The 16,576-nt window shown below is 61.6% G+C and carries 14 protein-coding genes; 2 read left to right on the top strand and 12 right to left on the bottom strand.

The features are described from left to right. Positions 1-119: 119 nt before the first annotated feature. From betA to EPZ47_RS27635, 6 genes are all read right to left on the bottom strand, one after another. Positions 120-1,823, bottom strand: coding sequence for a choline dehydrogenase (betA, locus tag EPZ47_RS27660; protein ID WP_135847556.1), 1,704 nt, complete (start codon positions 1,821-1,823; stop codon positions 120-122). 117 nt (positions 1,824-1,940) lie between these two features. Continuing rightward, positions 1,941-3,413, bottom strand: a complete 1,473-nt coding sequence (gene betB / locus EPZ47_RS27655) for a betaine-aldehyde dehydrogenase (RefSeq protein ID WP_135847555.1) — start codon at positions 3,411-3,413, stop codon at positions 1,941-1,943. Between the two features lie 79 nt (positions 3,414-3,492). Next, on the bottom strand, positions 3,493-4,113 hold the full coding sequence (gene betI, locus EPZ47_RS27650; RefSeq protein WP_135847554.1) for a transcriptional regulator BetI: 621 nt from the start codon (positions 4,111-4,113) through the stop codon (positions 3,493-3,495). Between the two features lie 325 nt (positions 4,114-4,438). Then, positions 4,439-5,617 carry a choline ABC transporter ATP-binding protein gene (choV, locus tag EPZ47_RS27645; protein ID WP_135847553.1) on the bottom strand — a complete coding sequence of 393 codons (1,179 nt, stop codon included), beginning with the start codon at positions 5,615-5,617 and terminating at the stop codon, positions 4,439-4,441. Next, positions 5,614-6,459, bottom strand: a complete 846-nt coding sequence (choW, locus tag EPZ47_RS27640) for a choline ABC transporter permease subunit (RefSeq protein WP_135847552.1) — start codon at positions 6,457-6,459, stop codon at positions 5,614-5,616. The genes choV and choW overlap by 4 nt, the downstream gene beginning before the upstream one ends. A gap of 71 nt (positions 6,460-6,530) precedes the next feature. After that, positions 6,531-7,478 carry a choline ABC transporter substrate-binding protein gene (locus tag EPZ47_RS27635; RefSeq protein WP_135847551.1) on the bottom strand — a complete coding sequence of 316 codons (948 nt, stop codon included), beginning with the start codon at positions 7,476-7,478 and terminating at the stop codon, positions 6,531-6,533. 425 nt (positions 7,479-7,903) lie between these two features. On the opposite strand from EPZ47_RS27635, the gene EPZ47_RS27630 reads away from it, so the two are divergent. Further along, positions 7,904-9,280, top strand: coding sequence for an L-serine ammonia-lyase (locus EPZ47_RS27630; RefSeq protein WP_135847550.1), 1,377 nt, complete (start codon positions 7,904-7,906; stop codon positions 9,278-9,280). A gap of 615 nt (positions 9,281-9,895) precedes the next feature. Beyond that, on the top strand, positions 9,896-10,999 hold the full coding sequence (gene gbdR / locus EPZ47_RS27625) for a choline metabolism transcriptional regulator GbdR (RefSeq protein ID WP_013694424.1): 1,104 nt from the start codon (positions 9,896-9,898) through the stop codon (positions 10,997-10,999). Positions 11,000-11,157: 158 nt separating this feature from the next. Here the strand turns inward: gbdR and EPZ47_RS27620 are convergent, their stop codons facing one another. From EPZ47_RS27620 to EPZ47_RS27590, 6 genes are all read right to left on the bottom strand, one after another. After that, positions 11,158-11,418 (bottom strand): hypothetical protein, encoded by a 261-nt coding sequence (locus EPZ47_RS27620; protein WP_135847549.1) that lies wholly within the window; start codon positions 11,416-11,418, stop codon positions 11,158-11,160. A 311-nt stretch (positions 11,419-11,729) separates the two neighbouring features. Then, entirely contained in the window at positions 11,730-12,893 is a 1,164-nt protein-coding gene (locus tag EPZ47_RS27610; RefSeq protein ID WP_135847548.1) for a gamma-butyrobetaine dioxygenase, read from the bottom strand. Between the two features lie 19 nt (positions 12,894-12,912). Then, positions 12,913-13,389 (bottom strand): thioesterase family protein, encoded by a 477-nt coding sequence (locus tag EPZ47_RS27605; RefSeq protein ID WP_135847547.1) that lies wholly within the window; start codon positions 13,387-13,389, stop codon positions 12,913-12,915. Between the two features lie 127 nt (positions 13,390-13,516). After that, the gene (locus EPZ47_RS27600; protein ID WP_135847546.1) at positions 13,517-14,482 is read right to left on the bottom strand and encodes an L-carnitine dehydrogenase; all 966 of its coding nucleotides are present in this window, start codon (positions 14,480-14,482) and stop codon (positions 13,517-13,519) included. 155 nt (positions 14,483-14,637) lie between these two features. Then, positions 14,638-15,525, bottom strand: a complete 888-nt coding sequence (gene cdhC / locus EPZ47_RS27595) for a 3-dehydrocarnitine:acetyl-CoA trimethylamine transferase CdhC (RefSeq protein ID WP_135847545.1) — start codon at positions 15,523-15,525, stop codon at positions 14,638-14,640. Positions 15,526-15,596: 71 nt separating this feature from the next. Continuing rightward, positions 15,597-16,541, bottom strand: a complete 945-nt coding sequence (locus EPZ47_RS27590) for a choline ABC transporter substrate-binding protein (protein ID WP_135847544.1) — start codon at positions 16,539-16,541, stop codon at positions 15,597-15,599. Positions 16,542-16,576 lie beyond the last annotated feature (35 nt).

Here is a 16,576-nt window from a genome sequence, read left to right as displayed (position 1 = left end):
ATTTGGGTGTCAGGTCGGACATCATCGCGAGCAAGCCCGCCCCCACAGTTGACGGCTGTCAGGCACAAAATCTGTGTCTGCCGCAGATCCAATGTGGGAGCGAGCTTGTTCGCGAAAGCTTACTGGGCCGTAGGCCCCACTTCACGCATCGGCTTACCACGCACCGGCGCGTCACCGGCGACGTAGTACGGCGCGGTGCTGCGCGGCAGTGGTTGGCGGCCGCGGATTTTGTCAGCGATTTTCTCGGCGATCATGATCGTTGGTGCGTTCAGGTTGCCGGTGGTGATGATCGGCATGATCGAGGCATCGACCACCCGCAGGCCTTGCATGCCATGCACGCGGCCTTCGCCGTCTACCACTGCCATGTCGTCGCTGCCCATCTTGCACGAGCAGGACGGGTGGAAAGCGGTTTCGGCGTGTTCGCGAATGAACTGGTCCAGTTGCTCGTCCGTCTGCACGTCGATGCCTGGGCTGATCTCACGACCACGGAACGGATCGAGCGCCGGCTGTTGCATGATTTCGCGGGTCAGGCGGATGCCATCGCGAAATTCCTGCCAGTCCTGCTCGGTGGCCATGTAGTTGAACAGGATGCTCGGGTACTGGCGCGGGTCCTTGGACTTGGCCTGGATCCGGCCACGGCTCGGCGAGCGCATGGAACCCATGTGCGCCTGGAAACCGTGTTCCTTCACCCCATTGCTGCCGTTGTAGTTAATCGCCACCGGCAGGAAGTGGTACTGGATGTTCGGCCAATCGAAATCCGGACGGGTGCGGATGAAACCGCCGGCCTCGAATTGGTTGCTGGCGCCGATGCCAGTGCCGTTGAACAGCCACTCGGCGCCGATGGCCGGCTGGTTGTACCAGAGCAGCGAGGGGTACAGCGAAACCGGTTGGGTGCAGGCGTATTGCAGGTACAGCTCCAAGTGATCCTGCAGGTTTTCACCCACGCCCGGCAGATCATGGACCACTGGGATGTCGAGGCTTTCCAGCAGTTTGGCCGGACCGACGCCGGAACGTTGCAGGATTTGCGGCGAGGCGATGGCGCCAGAGCACAGCAGCACTTCCTTGCGCGCCCGGGCCTCGACGCGCTCTTCGGCGGCGCCCACCAGGTAACGCACGCCCACTGCCCGTTTGCCTTCGAAGATGATCTTGTCGGTCAGTGCGTGGGTGACGATGGTCAGCGTGGAGCGCTTCTTGGCGACGTCCAGGTAACCGCGCGCGGTGCTGGCGCGACGACCGTTCGGCGTCACGGTGCGGTCCATCGGCCCGAAACCTTCCTGCTGATAGCCGTTGAGGTCTTCGGTACGTGGGTAACCGGCCTGCACGCCGGCTTCGACCATGGCGTGGAACAGCGGGTTGTTGCCAGCCTTGGGTGTGGTCACGCTGACCGGGCCATCACCGCCGTGGTAGTCGTTCGGGCCGATGTCGCGGGTTTCGGCTTTGCGGAAGTACGGCAGGCAGTCCAGGTAGGTCCAGTCTTCCAGTCCCGGTAGCTTGGCCCAGTTGTCATAGTCCAGGGCGTTGCCGCGGATGTAGCACATGCCGTTGATCAGCGAAGAGCCGCCCAGGCCCTTGCCGCGACCGCACTCCATGCGACGGCCGTTCATGTGCGGCTCCGGGTCGGTCTCGTAGGCCCAGTTGTAGCGCCGGCCCTGCAGCGGGAACGCCAGGGCGGCGGGCATTTGTGTGCGGAAGTCCAGGCGATAGTCCGGACCGCCGGCTTCGAGCAACAGGACGGTGACGCCTTCATCTTCGGTCAGGCGAGTGGCCAGGGTGTTACCGGCCGAACCGGCACCGATGATGATGTAATCGAATTCTTGGGACATGAAATGCACCCTCTTTTTGAATTGGGTTCAGGTCGCGGTTGCCGAATGCCATATCCTCTGTGGCGAGGGAGCAAGCTCCCTCGCCACAACGGCCCCAGCCTCAGGTTCTGCGGCGAATCAGAACACCGACGCGTAATCGCCCAGTTCGACCTGTACCGATTTGATGCGTGTGAAGTTGTTCAGCGAACTGATCCCGTTCTCACGGCCTACGCCCGATTGCTTGTAGCCGCCGACTGGCATTTCAGCGGCGGATTCACCCCAGGCATTGATCCAGCAGATGCCGGCCTCGAGCTGGTGGATCACGCGGTGGGCGCGGTTGAGGTCGCGGGTGACGACGCCGGCGGCCAGGCCGAAGTCGGTGTCGTTGGCGCGGCGGATCACTTCTTCTTCGGTTTCATAGGTGAGGATGCTCATCACCGGGCCGAAGATTTCTTCACGCACGATGGTCATTTCGTCGGTGCAGTCAGTGAACACGGTCGGCGCGACGAATGCGCCCTTGGCCAGTTCGCCGTCGGTCAGGCGAGTGCCGCCGCACAGCAAGCGTGCACCCTCGGCCTTACCTTTCTCGATGTAGCCCAGCACGCTTTCCATGTGGGCGAAGCTCACCAGCGGGCCGAAGTTGGTGTTTTCGTCCTCGGGATTGCCGATGCGGATGCGTGCCACGCGCTCGGCGATCTTGGCTTCGAACGCTGCCTTGAGGTGGCTCGGCACGAACACGCGGGTGCCGTTGGTGCAGACCTGGCCGGAGCTGTAGAAGTTGGCCATCATCGCGGTGTCGGCGGCGCGATCCAGGTCGGCGTCGTCGAAGATGATCAGCGGCGACTTGCCGCCCAGTTCCATGGTCACGTCCTTGAGCGAAGAGCTCGAGGCGCTGGCCATGACTTTCTTGCCGGTGTCGGTGCCACCGGTGAAGGAGATTTTCTCGATGCGCGGGTGCTCGGTCAGCCAAGTGCCGACTTCACGGCCGCTGCCAGTCAATACGTTGAATACGCCCGCTGGAACGCCGGCTTCGGTGTAGATCTCGGCCAGTTTCAGGGTGGTCAGCGAGGTGACTTCGCTCGGTTTGAAGATCATCGCGTTACCGGCCGCCAGGGCGGGTGCGGATTTCCACAGGGCGATCTGGATCGGGTAGTTCCATGCGCCGATACCGGCCACCACACCCAGCGGCTCGCGACGGGTGTAGACGAACGAAGTGGTGCGCAGCGGCACCTGCTCGCCTTCGATGGCGGGCACCAGGCCGGCATAGTATTCCAGCACGTCGGCGCCGGTGACGATGTCGACGTAGCGGGTTTCGGAATAGGCTTTGCCAGTGTCGAGGGTTTCCAGGGCGGCCAGCTCATCGTTGCGCTCGCGCAGGATGTCCACGGCGCGGCGCAGGATGCGCGAACGCTGCATGGCGGTCATGGCGGCCCAGACTTTCTGGCCCTTTTCGGCGCTGACCACGGCGCGCTCGACGTCCTCGAACGTTGCGCGCTGCACCTGGGCAAGAACTTCACCGTTGGCAGGGTTGATGGCTTCGAAAGTGGCATCGCCGCTGGCATCGCTGTACGCGCCATCGATGTAGAGTTTTTGCAGTTCGAAACGGGCCATAAAGTCCTCGCAAGTGCATGAGTGGTTGGCTGGCCACCGGGCGTGTCGTCTATAGCTGACTACGCAGTTCGGCGGCGGTTCAGGAATCGAGCGGTTCTGTGTGCTCTGGCACCCCTGATTTGGCCAGTTGGAAATCCATGTATTCGTAAGCGATCCGATGTGCCTGGGCGGTATCGAACGCGTCTCCCGACAGCGCCCCGCGCAGCCACAAGCCGTCAATCAGAGCGGCCAGGCCCCGTGCCGCGCTGCGTGCCTCATCGAGGGACAATACGCGGCGGAACTGGCAACACAGGTTGGAATACAGGCGGTGATCGTTTATCCGCTGCAACCTGTGCAATGACGGGTGGTGCATGCTGGTGGCCCAGAAGGCCAGCCAGGTTTTCATTGCCGGGCCATTGACCTGGCTGGCGTCGAAGTTGCCTTCGATGATTACCTTCAAGTGAGCCCGTGGGCTCGGGTCCTCCAGCGCTTGGCGGCGCGCGGTGACGTTCTCGCTCAGGACAGTCATCAGGTACTGGGCCGTGGCCGCGATCAGGCCATTCTTGTCCTGAAAGTAGTGACTGATGATGCCGTTGGAGACACCGGCCAAACGGGCGATCAGCGCAATGCTGGCGTCCCCCATGCCGACCTGATCGACCGCTTGTAACGTGGCTTCGATCAATTGCTGGCGGCGGATGGGTTGCATACCGACCTTGGGCATCTAGCACATCTCCTTAGGCCATCCGGCGCACGAGTGTCGTTTGCCGGAATGAAAGCCAGTCTATTTTGTTTTGATTGAACGTTCAATCAACAAAAAATAAGTTCTATGACAAGTCGTCGCTGTTTGCCGGGGCGAGGACTTTTAGGGATGTCTTTATAACACTCGTCGGTTGGCATGTAGGCTTAATGCGCTTGATAGCTGGAATACTGTTGTGCGAGGGGATTTATCCCCGTTGGGCTGCGAAGCAGCCCCAGAGTTGTTAGCCGTTAGCACCACCCAAACAAAAACGCCGCGATCATCTCGCGGCGTTTTTGTTGGCCTTGGCTCAGCCCAGGTTCTTGCCTAGCAGTGCGTGGTACAGCTCGCTGTCGCCCAGGATCCCGACGACTTTCTGGTTATCGTGAAGCACCAGTTTGTTGCCGGTCTGGTAGCGGATCTGCAAGGCGTCGCGCATGCCGATGTTGGAGTCCACCAGGGTCGGACGGCGACCCAGATCTTCGACGGCTTGGCCCGGTGCCCAGTTTTGCAGGTCCAGCGCCGCGCCGTTCTGCCGGGCGCCCTTGATGGTGTTGCCTTCGGCCAGGTCGAGCCAGGAATCGCCGCCCGGGTCCAGGCATACCGAACCGTTAATACGCTTGCAGTTGTCCAGGGTGCGCATCAGGCTGCGGCCGCAAAGAACGTTGAGCGGGTTGGTGTGGGCGACAAATGTACGCACATAGTCGTCCGCCGGGTTCAATACGATCTGTTCCGGCTTGCTGTACTGGATGATCCGGCCGTCCTTCATGATCGCGATACGGCTGCCCAGTTTCAGGGCTTCGTCGAGGTCGTGGCTGACGAACACGATGGTCTTGCTCAGCTTGCGTTGCAGCTCCAGCAGTTCGTCCTGCAGGCCTTGGCGGATCAGCGGGTCGAGGGCCGAGAAGGGTTCGTCCATCAGCAGAATGTCAGCGTCCATCGCCAGGGCGCGGGCCAGGCCGACCCGTTGCTGCATGCCGCCAGAGAGCTCATCCGGCTTCTTGTTGCGCCATTGGGTCAGGCCCACCAGCTCAAGCTTCTCGTCCACCAGCTTGCGGCGTTCCTTTTCGGGCCGACCCTGCATTTCCAGGCCGAAACTGATGTTCTCGCGCACCGTCAGCCAAGGCATCAGGGCGAATTTCTGGAACACCATGGCGATGCGCTTGGTGCGCATCATCTTCAATTCAGCGGGGGTGCAGGAGGCAATGTCGATCTGCCGGCCTTCATGCTCGACGAACAACTTGCCGCGACTCACGGTGTTCAAGCCGTTGATGCAGCGCAGCAGGCTGGATTTGCCGGAGCCGGACAGGCCCATCAACACGCAGATTTCGCCTTTCTCGATGTCCAGGCTGGCTTTTTCCACGCCGACGATTTGCCCGGTTTTCTTCAGGATTTCGTTGCGGGTCATGCCTTGGTCAAGCAGTTTGAGGGCCTCGCGTGGATCCCTGGAGAAGATCACGTCGACTTCTTCGAAGCGGATTATGCTCATGCGTCACCCCCTACTTTAGCGTCGGGTTGTTTGCAGATTCGGTCGAGCATGATCGCCAGCAGTACGATTGCCAGGCCAGCTTCGAAGCCCAAGGCGATATCGGCGGTGTTCAGTGCGTTGACCACGGGTTTGCCCAGGCCATCGGCACCCACCAGTGCGGCGATCACCACCATCGACAACGACAGCATGATGCACTGGGTGATACCGGCCGCGATGCTGGGCATCGCGTGGGGCAGTTCAATGCGTGACAGGAGCTGGCGACGGGAGCAGCCGAAGGCTTTACCGGCGTCCATCAGTTCGTCTGGAACGTCGCGGATGCCCAGGTAGGTCAGGCGGATGGGCGCGGCAATCGCGAACACCACTGTGGAGATCAAGCCTGGGACCACACCCAGACCGAAAAGGGTCAGGGTAGGAATGAGGTATACGAAGGTCGGTACGGTCTGCATCAGATCGAGCACCGGACGCATCACTGTGTAGAACATCGGCTTGTGCGCGGCAACAATGCCCAGCGGCACGCCGATCAGTACGCAAACCAGGGTCGCGAACAGCACTTGGGCGAGGGTTTCCATGGTCTCCTGCCAGTAACCCAGGTTCAGGATCAGCAGAAAGGACGCGATGACAAATACGGTCAGGCCCCATTTGCGCTGGATGAAGTGAGCCAGCAAGGCGATGAGGCCGATCAAGGCCAACGGGTTGAACCAGGTCAGCGCAAACGTCACGCCGTGGATCATCGTTTCCAGGAACAGCGCGATTGCGTCGAAAGTGTTGGCGCCATGTTGCGTCAACCATTCGACGAAGCCGGCGATGTACTGGCCTAAAGGTATTTTCTGATCAATGAGCATGGTAGTGAACGTCCGCATGCAAGGGAATAAACAGCCCGGGCGAGCGAACCCGCCCGGCATAACATAAGCAGTTACTGCGCAAGTTTGGCTTTCACGGCTTCCAGGCCTGGTTTACCGTCAATGGTGGTCACGCCAGCGAGCCAGGTATCGAGCACCTGTGGGTTCTTCTTCAGCCAGGCCTTGGCGGCAGCCTCAGGCTTCATCTTGTCGTCGAGCACGTTGCCCATCAGCGTGCTTTCCATGTCGACAGTGAACTCAAGGTTTTTCAACAATTGACCCACGTTGCTGCATTCCTGGCTGTAGCCCTTGCGGGTATTGGTCGCCACGGTGGCGGCGCCAAAATCCGGGCCGAAGAAGTCGTCGCCGCCGGTCAGGTACTGGATCTTGAAACGGGTATTCATCGGGTGTGGCGCCCAGCCAAGGAACACCACGTCGGTACCGCGCTTCGCTGCGCGATCGACCTGCGAGAGCATGCCCGCTTCACTCGACTCGACGACTTTGAAGCCGGCGTCCTTCAGGCCGAAGGCGTTCTTTTCGATCATGCTCTGGATCAGGCGGTTGCCGTCGTTGCCCGGCTCGATCCCGTAGATCTTGCCGTCCAGTTCTTTCTTGAATTTGGGGATGTCGGCAAAGTCATGCAGACCCTTGTCGTACAGAGCCTGGGGCACCGCGAGGGTGTACTTGGCGCCCTTGAGGTTGGTGCGCACGGTTTCCACGGTGCCGGCCTCGCGATAGGCCTTGATGTCGTTTTCCATGGTCGGCATCCAGTTGCCGAGGAACACGTCCATGTTCTTGCCGTCGGCCAGGGACTTATAGGTCACCGGCACAGAGATCATGGTGGTCTTGGTCTTGTAGCCAAGGGCATCGAGTACCACGCTGGTGGTGGCGGTGGTGACGGTGATGTCGGTCCAGCCGACATCAGAGAAGTTAACGGTGCTGCACTGTTCGGGTTCTGCAGCGTTGGCCAGCATCGGAAGACTCAGCATGGCGGCCAACAACAACGACGTGGAACCTTTCATGGGTGGACTCCTGGTGTTTTATCGGCAGTGTCCGGTCAGGACAACCGCGCTTAATTGGATGTTGCGGTTGGTGGCGCGTGGGCACTCTCTGACACGCGGCCTTGCAAACGAGCCGTAACCGATCATGTACCAGTGCAAATCTGACGCCTACAGGGTGAGTCGTATCCAGTACAGGGAGGGTCGCATCCAGTGTCGGTGACGTCGTTTATAGATTTTTTCCGCCCTCGGCAGCCCTCTGATCTGCAAAAAAACGGCGTAAAACCTGGGTAAAAGCCGGGCGGCGTTGCTGGGCATAATTGCGTCGGTGTCAGACGTCGACCTCCCAGGCAAAAGCCCGATGATGCGGCCATCCCGGCGTTGAGCGTAGCAGCTCCGTCACCGGGCGCTCCTGCGCCCGGATGTGCTCGTTCTGGAGATTTTCGGCAATGGCAATCAGCGTATTCGACCTGTTCAAAATCGGTATCGGCCCGTCCAGCTCCCACACTGTTGGGCCCATGCGTGCGGCGGCGTTGTTTGTTGACGCGCTGCGGGCCAAAGCCCAGTTACATGATGTGCGCCGGGTCGAGGTGCAGTTGTTCGGTTCGTTGTCGGCCACCGGTATTGGCCACGGCAGCGACAACGCGGTGATCATGGGGTTGATGGGCGAGTGGCCGGACGCAATCGATCCGTCGCAGATCGGCCCGCGCATCGCGCTGTTGCGCGAAACCCAGACCCTGCAGCTGGACGGTCGCCTGCCGGTGCCTTTCATATGGGCCCGGGACATGCGCCTGATTGACGAAAACCTGCCGTTCCACCCCAACGCGATGACGCTGGTGGCCGAGGGCGAAAACGGTGAGTTGCACCGTGACACCTACTACTCGGTCGGCGGTGGTTTTGTCGTCGATCAGGCCCAGGCCTCCAGCGGTGTGGTGGATCTGGACCGCACCGAGCTGCCTTACGATTTTTCCAGCGCCGAGGAACTGCTCGAGTTGTGTCGCACCCACAACCTGCGGGTGGCTGAATTGATGATGGCCAACGAAAAGGTGTGGCGCTCGGAAGAAGAGATCCGCAGTGGCCTGATGGTGCTCTGGCGGGCCATGCAAGATTGCGTCGAGCAGGGCCTCAAGCACGAAGGCATCCTGCCTGGCGGTTTGAATGTGCGCCGGCGTGCGGCCAAGCTGCATCGTAGTCTGCAAGAGCTGAACAAGCCGAATGTCATCGGCTCGACATTGAGCGCCATGGAATGGGTCAACCTGTTCGCCTTGGCGGTCAATGAGGAAAACGCTGCCGGCGGGCGCATGGTCACGGCGCCGACCAATGGTGCGGCGGGGATCATTCCGGCGGTATTGCACTACTTCATGAAGTTCAGCGAAGCGGTCACCGATGCCAACGTGGTGGATTATTTCCTGGGGGCGGCGGCAGTGGGGATCCTGTGTAAAAAGAACGCCTCGATCTCCGGCGCCGAAGTCGGTTGCCAGGGCGAGGTGGGCTCGGCCTGCGCCATGGCGGCGGCGGGCCTGGCGGAAATTCTCGGCGCCACGCCTGAGCAACTGTGCAACGCGGCGGAAATCGGCCTGGAACACAATCTGGGCCTGACCTGCGACCCGGTGGGTGGGTTGGTGCAGGTGCCGTGCATCGAGCGCAACGCTATTGCCGCAGTGAAAGCTATCAACGCGGCGCAAATGGCCCTGCGCGGCGACGGCCAGCATTTCATTTCCCTGGATCGGGTGATTCGCACCATGCGCGATACCGGTGCCGACATGCATGACAAATATAAAGAGACTTCGCGGGGCGGCTTGGCGGTCAGTGCGGTGGAATGCTGATCCGGGCGCTGTAAGGAACCCACGTGGCGAGGGAGCTTGCTCCCGCTGGGGGGTGAAGCTGCTGCGTAGGAGCTGTCGAGTGCAACGAGGCTGCGATCTTGCCCCAGACAATTGAGTCGCAAGCGAAAGATCAAAAGATCGCAGCCTTCGGCAGTTCCTACAGGGTGTGGCCAAGCGGTAGCAGGGATCGAAAACCGCTCGTTAAATGAACACCGATCCGCAAACGCGCCACCTTTTAGCGCGTCGCAAACAGATAAGACGCCCGTTGTCGGGTTCGCCGCTGTAGGCCTCTCGACCGTCCGTCATCCGCACCTGTAGTGATACCCGTTGCGCAAGCGGTGCAGCCCAGTTACCACAAGTGCTACCGAACTGCTCACAGCCCGCCTGTGTCAGGTGCCTGCCGCCATTGATGACGCTTATAACCGTACTCGCCGCGCGCCTTATATAGACAGGCCGCGATGTCGTTTTCAGGATTTATTGAACGCACATTCAATTTAGGCATGGCAATTGCTCTATCGCTGTAAAGCCCGTCTCCCTCGTGAGAACGATGGCAATAACCAATAAAAAGAGCCTCCGCCTGAGGCCATCACCCGCTTTGTGTGAGGAGATACCGCGATGACGACGTCCAACTCCGGGGCCCAACCCCAGAACCGTGCGCCTCAATCCATCGGCTTTTTGCTGCTGGACAATTTCACGCTGATTTCCCTGGCGTCCGCGGTAGAACCGCTGCGCATGGCCAACCAGCTGTCCGGTCGCGAGCTGTATCGCTGGACCACCCTCACCGTCGATGGTGGTCAGGTCTGGGCCAGTGACGGTTTGCAGATCACCCCGGATGCTTCCATGCACAAAGCGCCGGCACTGGACACGGTCATCGTCTGTGGCGGCATCGGCATCCAACGCACCGTCACCCGCGAACACGTGTCATGGCTGCAAGGCCAGGCCCGTCAATCTCGTCGCCTCGGTGCGGTCTGCACCGGCAGCTGGGCCCTGGCGTGCGCCGGCCTGCTGGACGGGTTTGATTGCAGCGTGCACTGGGAATGCCTGGCGGCGATGCAGGAAGCCTTCCCGCGGGTGTCGATGAGCACCCGCTTGTTCACCCTCGACCGCAACCGCTTCACCAGCTCCGGTGGCACCGCGCCGCTGGACATGATGCTGCACCTGATCAGCCGCGATCACGGCCGCGAACTGTCGGCTGCGATCTCGGAAATGTTTGTCTATGAGCGCATCCGCAACGAGCAGGATCACCAGCGCGTGCCGCTCAAGCACATGCTCGGCACCAACCAGCCGAAGTTGCAGGAAATCGTCGCGCTGATGGAGGCCAACCTCGAAGAGCCGATCGACCTGGACGAACTGGCGGTGTACGTCGCCGTCTCCCGCCGGCAGCTGGAGCGGTTGTTCCAGAAATACCTGCACTGCTCGCCGTCGCGTTATTACCTCAAGCTGCGACTGATTCGTGCCCGGCAACTGCTCAAGCAGACGCCGATGTCGATCATCGAGGTGGCTTCGGTGTGTGGCTTCGTCTCCACCCCGCACTTCTCCAAGTGCTACCGCGAATACTTCGGCATTCCACCGCGCGACGAACGCGTAGGCTCCAACACCACGCAGCAGGTGGCGATGATGCCGCTGCCACAGGCGCTGGTGCTGTCGCCGCTGTCCGGCCCGCTGTCGGCGCTGAGCCAGGCGCGCAATGAGTCGACGTTTGCCAGTGTGAGGCTCTAAGACCGACGCTTGCTCCTGCTGGGTGGCGTAGGAGCTGTCGAGTGCAACGAGGCTGCGATCTTTCCCCAGACACTTGAATCTCAAGTGAAAGATCAAAAGATCGCAGGCTTCGCCAGCGCCTACAGAGCCGGGCGGGAGCAAGCTCCCTGGCCATAGGGTCAGCTATGGGTCTGCTGATACTCCGCCAATGCAGGCAACAATTGCTTATCAATCGCCTGGCGCACGGCTGGCAGGATGGTCGCACTGCTGGTGTACATGTCCTTGACCAATTTGCGCAGTGCATTGGCGCGGACCGTGTCCAGCCCCCGCACGGCGCATTCGCAGGCCTGCTGGGCAGTGGAGCCGCTGGGTATCTGCAACCCCAGGGCCTTGAGCTGGCCCAGCAGGTCTTCCTGGTCGATCAAATCGGCGTGCATCATGACGCTTTTCCTTGTTCAGGGATTGGGGTCGTGCCTCGATTCTGGTAGCCGCCCGAAGCGGCGGCAAGGGCAAATGGTCGCAATGTCATGAATGACTATGAGCGCGTCGTTTTCGGCTAACTTGCATCGGCCTGGACTGGGCACACTGACCCCAAGCTGAATCACGATGGTTTGGTCACCCTCGCGCGACAGCTCCTCCAGTAACGCACCTGCCCCGATCCAGTCACGGCTTGATCGGGGATTTTTTTGCCTGGGTGAATCCGGTGGTGATGGGGTGTTGGACAGACCGCTATCGCGAGCAATGACGCGGTCTAACGCTGTAACACCAGAATTCGCGACAACAACTCATCCCGATCCACATAGCACCCCTGGAAGTGCCGGGCACCGGTGGCCGGGTCGAAGGCGTTGCGGGCGTGGAGGGTGCGGCGGTTGTCGAAGCACCAGAGCTGACCGGGCTCGAGCCGCTGCATCAGGCGAAACTGCGGCTCGCGGGTCAGGGCGATGAAACGGCGGTAGGCGCGGTAAAGCCTGGGCATTTGCTCGACCGAGGTGTCGAACGGCCCACGCAGGAAATTCGCCATGCGGATTTCCGCGACCTGCCCCAGGGCATCCACGGCGATGATCGGCGCCAGGCAGCGGTAATCGCTGTGGCGGTCCTTGTTGCGAAACTCCACCGGGATTTCACACAGCGCGGCAAAGGCCTCGGGATCTTCCTGGCGCAGCGCCTCGGCGATGGCGAAACCGTCGACAAAAATGCTCTCGCCCCCGTCGGCGTCGTTCACCAGGCAATGCAAGAACTGCAGCCCCGGTTGCAGCTCCCGGGTTGGCAGGTCGCTGTGCAACGGCAAGTTGAAAGCGGTGTAGGCGTTGCTGTCGGCATCGGCTTTGGATTGCACGTTGAACAGCACGCCGAAGTTGCTCTCGCGGATGAAGGAAATGCGCTGGGCGAGCTGTTTCAGCGAACCGGGCTCAGTGGGCACGCCGCGCACTTGGGTCAGGCCGATGTCGCGCACCGCCAGCAACCATTGCAGCAGCGCATTGGCATCGTCCATCAGCGCCGGGTAATCGAACACCGGCAATTGCAGATCGTGTCGCCATAGGCGGCTTTTGGGCTTGTTCGCCAGGCGTTCGGCCCGGGACTGGTCGTCGTAGGCGTGGGCGCGCAACCAGCCCGGGTCGAAACGACTATTGTGGCCGTCCTGCCAGTCCACGCACAGGCAGCCTTCTTCGTCGAGGTAGGTTGCGCGAGGCGCCAGATCTTCAGGTACGTCGATGATTTCGAGGACTTGTTCGCGGGTGACGGTATAGACGCATTGCGAACAAGGGCAGTTGTCCCGCAGCCACGGGTGATGGAAGGGACTGATCCGGCCATCGGCCCAGGTCACTTGCAGTCGGTCGCCCAGGGACGTTACAGCGCTCAGCGCGCAGACCAGGGGATAACTACGGAAATCGGCAAAAGCGGCGGCGGTGTTCATGGCGGTCTCCTGTTCGAAGCTATCGGGCGGGGGGCAGTGCGATGACTCGGCCGATGTACGCGGGGGGCGGCAGGTCCGATTGTTGGTCGAGCAGGGCTTTGAGGCGGTCCAGGGTCGGTTCCGTGAAGGGCGCCGAGCGCGGGCCGGCCAGGTCGACATGCAGCAGCATTTGCTCATTGCCGGCCAGTTCTTTGTCGCCGCCGGCCAGGTGCAGGCTGTGGTAGAGGTGCAGCCGCTTGCTGTCGTGGCCGATGATCTGCGTGCGCACCTCAACTTCGGCGTCGAGCTTCACTTCGTGCAGGTAATTGAGGTGCAGTTCAAGGGTGAACAGCGAGTGGCCGCTGGCCTCGCGGTTCTGGCTGTCCATGCCGAGGCTGTCCATCAGCGCGTCGGTGGCGTAGCTGAAGATCAGCAGGTAAAAGGCATCGCGCAGGTGGCCGTTGTAGTCGACCCATTCCGGGAGGATGCGGGTTTGGTAGGTGGTGAGGGTGGGCATGATGACGATCCAGCAGAAGATTGGGGTTCATGTGAGAGCGGGCTTGCTCGCGAAGGTGGTGTATCTACCGCAGGATATTTAGCGGATGTACTGGCCTCTTCGCGAGCAAGCCCGCTCCCACAGGGGGTTATTCAGTGAAAGACATTCCGTGTTTGGCCTTGGTGGTTTTCACCGCTTCCAGCACTGCCAGCAGGCAATCATCACGATAGCGCTCCAGCGCCGAAATGCTGTGACTGCCCAGTTGCTCGCTGGTCCCTTCCACTACATCGTCGATCAGCTTCTCGGTCAGTTCCGGTGCTGGCAGGTAAGTCCACGGCAACTGCAATGCCGGGCCGAACTGGGCCATGAAGTGGCGCATTCCGGCATCGCCGCCAGCCAGGGTGTAGGTCAGGAACGTGCCCATGAACGACCAACGCAACCCGGCACCAAAACGGATGGCGTCATCGATTTCCCCGGTGGTTGCCACCCCATCGTTGACCAGGTGCAGGGCTTCGCGCCACAGCGCTTCAAGCAGGCGGTCGGCGATGAAACCGGGTACTTCCTTGCGTACATGCAGTGGCCGCATGCCGAGGGATTCGTAGACTTTCATCGCCGCCTGCACCGCTTCTGGCGCGGTGTTTTTACCGCCCACGACTTCCACCAGTGGCAACAGGTAGACCGGGTTGAACGGGTGCCCGACCACGCAGCGTTCCGGGTGGGTGGAGCCTTCGTAGAATTCGCTTGGCAGCAGCCCCGAAGTGCTGGAGCCGATCAGCGCGTTCGGCTTGGCGGCGGCGCTGATCTGAGCGTGCAGCTCAAGTTTCAGTTCCAGGCGCTCGGGGGCGCTTTCCTGGATGAAGTCGGCGTCGCGCACGCATTCTTCGATGGTCGCGACAAAGCGCAGCCGATCCTGCGAGGCGCCGGGCGCCAGGCCCTGTTTCTCCAGTGCGCCCCAGGCGTTGGCAACGCGTTTGCGCAGCGCCGCTTCGGCGCCCGGTGCCGGGTCCCAGGCGACGACGTCCAGGCCATGGGCCAGGGCGCGGCTGACCCAGCCGCTGCCGATCACACCGCTGCCCAGGGCGGCGAAGGTTTTGATGTCGGTGATGAAACTCATGGGTGATTTCCTGAAAAGAGATCGCTGATCACTTGTGGGAGCAAGGCTTGCCCGCGATGGCGGCGTTGCATTCAACGTTGATGTCGACTGACACACCGTCATCGCGGGCAAGCCTTACTCCCACAGGCCTTTTTCCAAAAGGAGGAGGTGTCGATTTAGCCGCGCTGGGTCAGGCCCATCTTCTTGCGCCCCTCAGCTGGCGTGAGCACGCGTGCCCCCAGGCGGCTGAGGATTTCGCCGGCGCGCTCCACCAGTTGGCCGTTGGTGGCGAGCACGCCCTTGTCCAGCCACAGGTTGTCCTCCAGTCCGACCCGCACGTTGCCACCCAACAGCACGGCCTGGGCCGCCATCGGCATTTGCATGCGGCCGATGCCGAAGCCGGCCCACACGGCGTCCGCCGGCAGGTTGTCGACCATGGCTTTCATGGTGGTGGTGTCGGCCGGTGCGCCCCACGGGATGCCCAGGCAGAGCTGGAACAGCGGGTTGTCCAGCAGGCCTTCCTTGATCAGTTGTTTGGCGAACCACAGGTGGCCGGTGTCGAAGATTTCCAGCTCGGCCTTGACCCCCAATTCGGTGATGCGCTTGGCACCGGCCCGCAGTTGCGCCGGTGTGGAGACGTAAATGGTGTCGCCGTCGCCGAAGTTCAGGGTGCCGCAATCCAGGGTGCAGATTTCCGGCAACAGCTCCTCGACGTGAGCCAGGCGAGTCAGCGGGCCCACCAGGTCGGTGTTGGGGCCGAACTCCATCGGGTTTTCGCCGCCACCGATCTCCAGGTCGCCGCCCATGCCGGCGGTGAGGTTGACGATGATGTCGACGTCCGCCTCACGGATGCGCTCCATCACTTCGCGGTACAGCGCCACGTCACGGCTGAACTTGCCGGTCTGCGGGTCGCGAACGTGGCAGTGGACCACCGTGGCCCCGGCCTTCGCGGCTTCAACGGCGGCCGCGGCGATCTGTTTCGGGGTGACCGGTACGTGAGGGCTCTTGGCGGTCGTGTCGCCAGCACCGGTGAGTGCGCAGGTGATGATGACGTCGTGGTTCATGGTGCGGATTCCTTCAGGCGTGGTAAGTCACTGCGCAGCCGTTTGGCGCTGCGCAGATGGATAACGGTTGTTCAGTTGCTGGTCAGTTTCAGGTTGTCGGCAGCGGGCTTGCCGTCGAAGGTGGTCACGCCTTCGAGCCAGCGCTGCTTGTCTTGCGGGTGATCCTTGAGCCATTGCTTGGCCGATTCGAGCGGGTCCTTGTGATCCAGCAGCGGCTGCATCATCCGGCTTTCATCTTCAGCGCTGAACGTCAGGTTGCTCAGCAAGCGACCCACGTTCGGGCATTGCTGGGCGTAGTCTGGCGCGGTGACGGTCCACACGGTGGCCATGCCTTCGTTCGGGCCAAGGGCGTCGTCGCTGCCGGTGAGGTAGGTCATTTGCACGTTGACGTTCATCGGGTGCGGCGCCCAGCCAAAGAACACCACGGCTTCCTTGCGCCGCACGGCGCGGTCCACGGCGGCGAGCATGCCGGCCTCGCTGGACTCCACCAGCTGGAATTTGCCCAGGCCGAACTGGTTCTTGGCGATCATGGCCTTGATCTGGGTATTGGCCCCGGAGCCCGGTTCGATGCCGTAGATCTTGCCGCCCAGTTCCTTCTCGAACTTGGCGATGTCGGCGAAGGTCTTCAGGCCTTTGTCGGCCAGGTAAGTCGGCACGGCCAGGGTTGCGCGAGCGTCCTTGAGGCTGGGTTGTTCCAGCACCTTGACCTGCTTGGCCTCGACGAACGGGGTGATGGTCTGGGTCATCAGCGGGTTCCAGTAACCCAGGAACAGATCCAGGCGCTGGTCGCGGATGCCGGCGAAGATGATTTGCTGGGAGGCGCTGGTTTGCTTGGTCTTGTAGCCGAGGCCATCGAGCATCACCTGGGTCAGGGCGCTGGTGGCGATGACGTCGGTCCAGTTGACCACGCCAAGGCGCACGTTCTGGCATGCGGCGGGCGCGGCCGCCATGGCGACGCCATTCAGGAAAGCGGTACCGCTGAGAGCAAGGACGCAGGAGCTGATCAGTCGTTTCATGTCGGGTTCCTCGGCAGCTTATTGTTATGGGGTCC

Source organism: Pseudomonas viciae, assembly GCF_004786035.1.
GTDB classification, from domain to species: Bacteria; Pseudomonadota; Gammaproteobacteria; order Pseudomonadales; family Pseudomonadaceae; genus Aquipseudomonas; species Aquipseudomonas viciae.
Note: the sequence above shows the minus strand (reverse complement) of the source record. Positions and strands in the feature narration are given on the sequence as shown.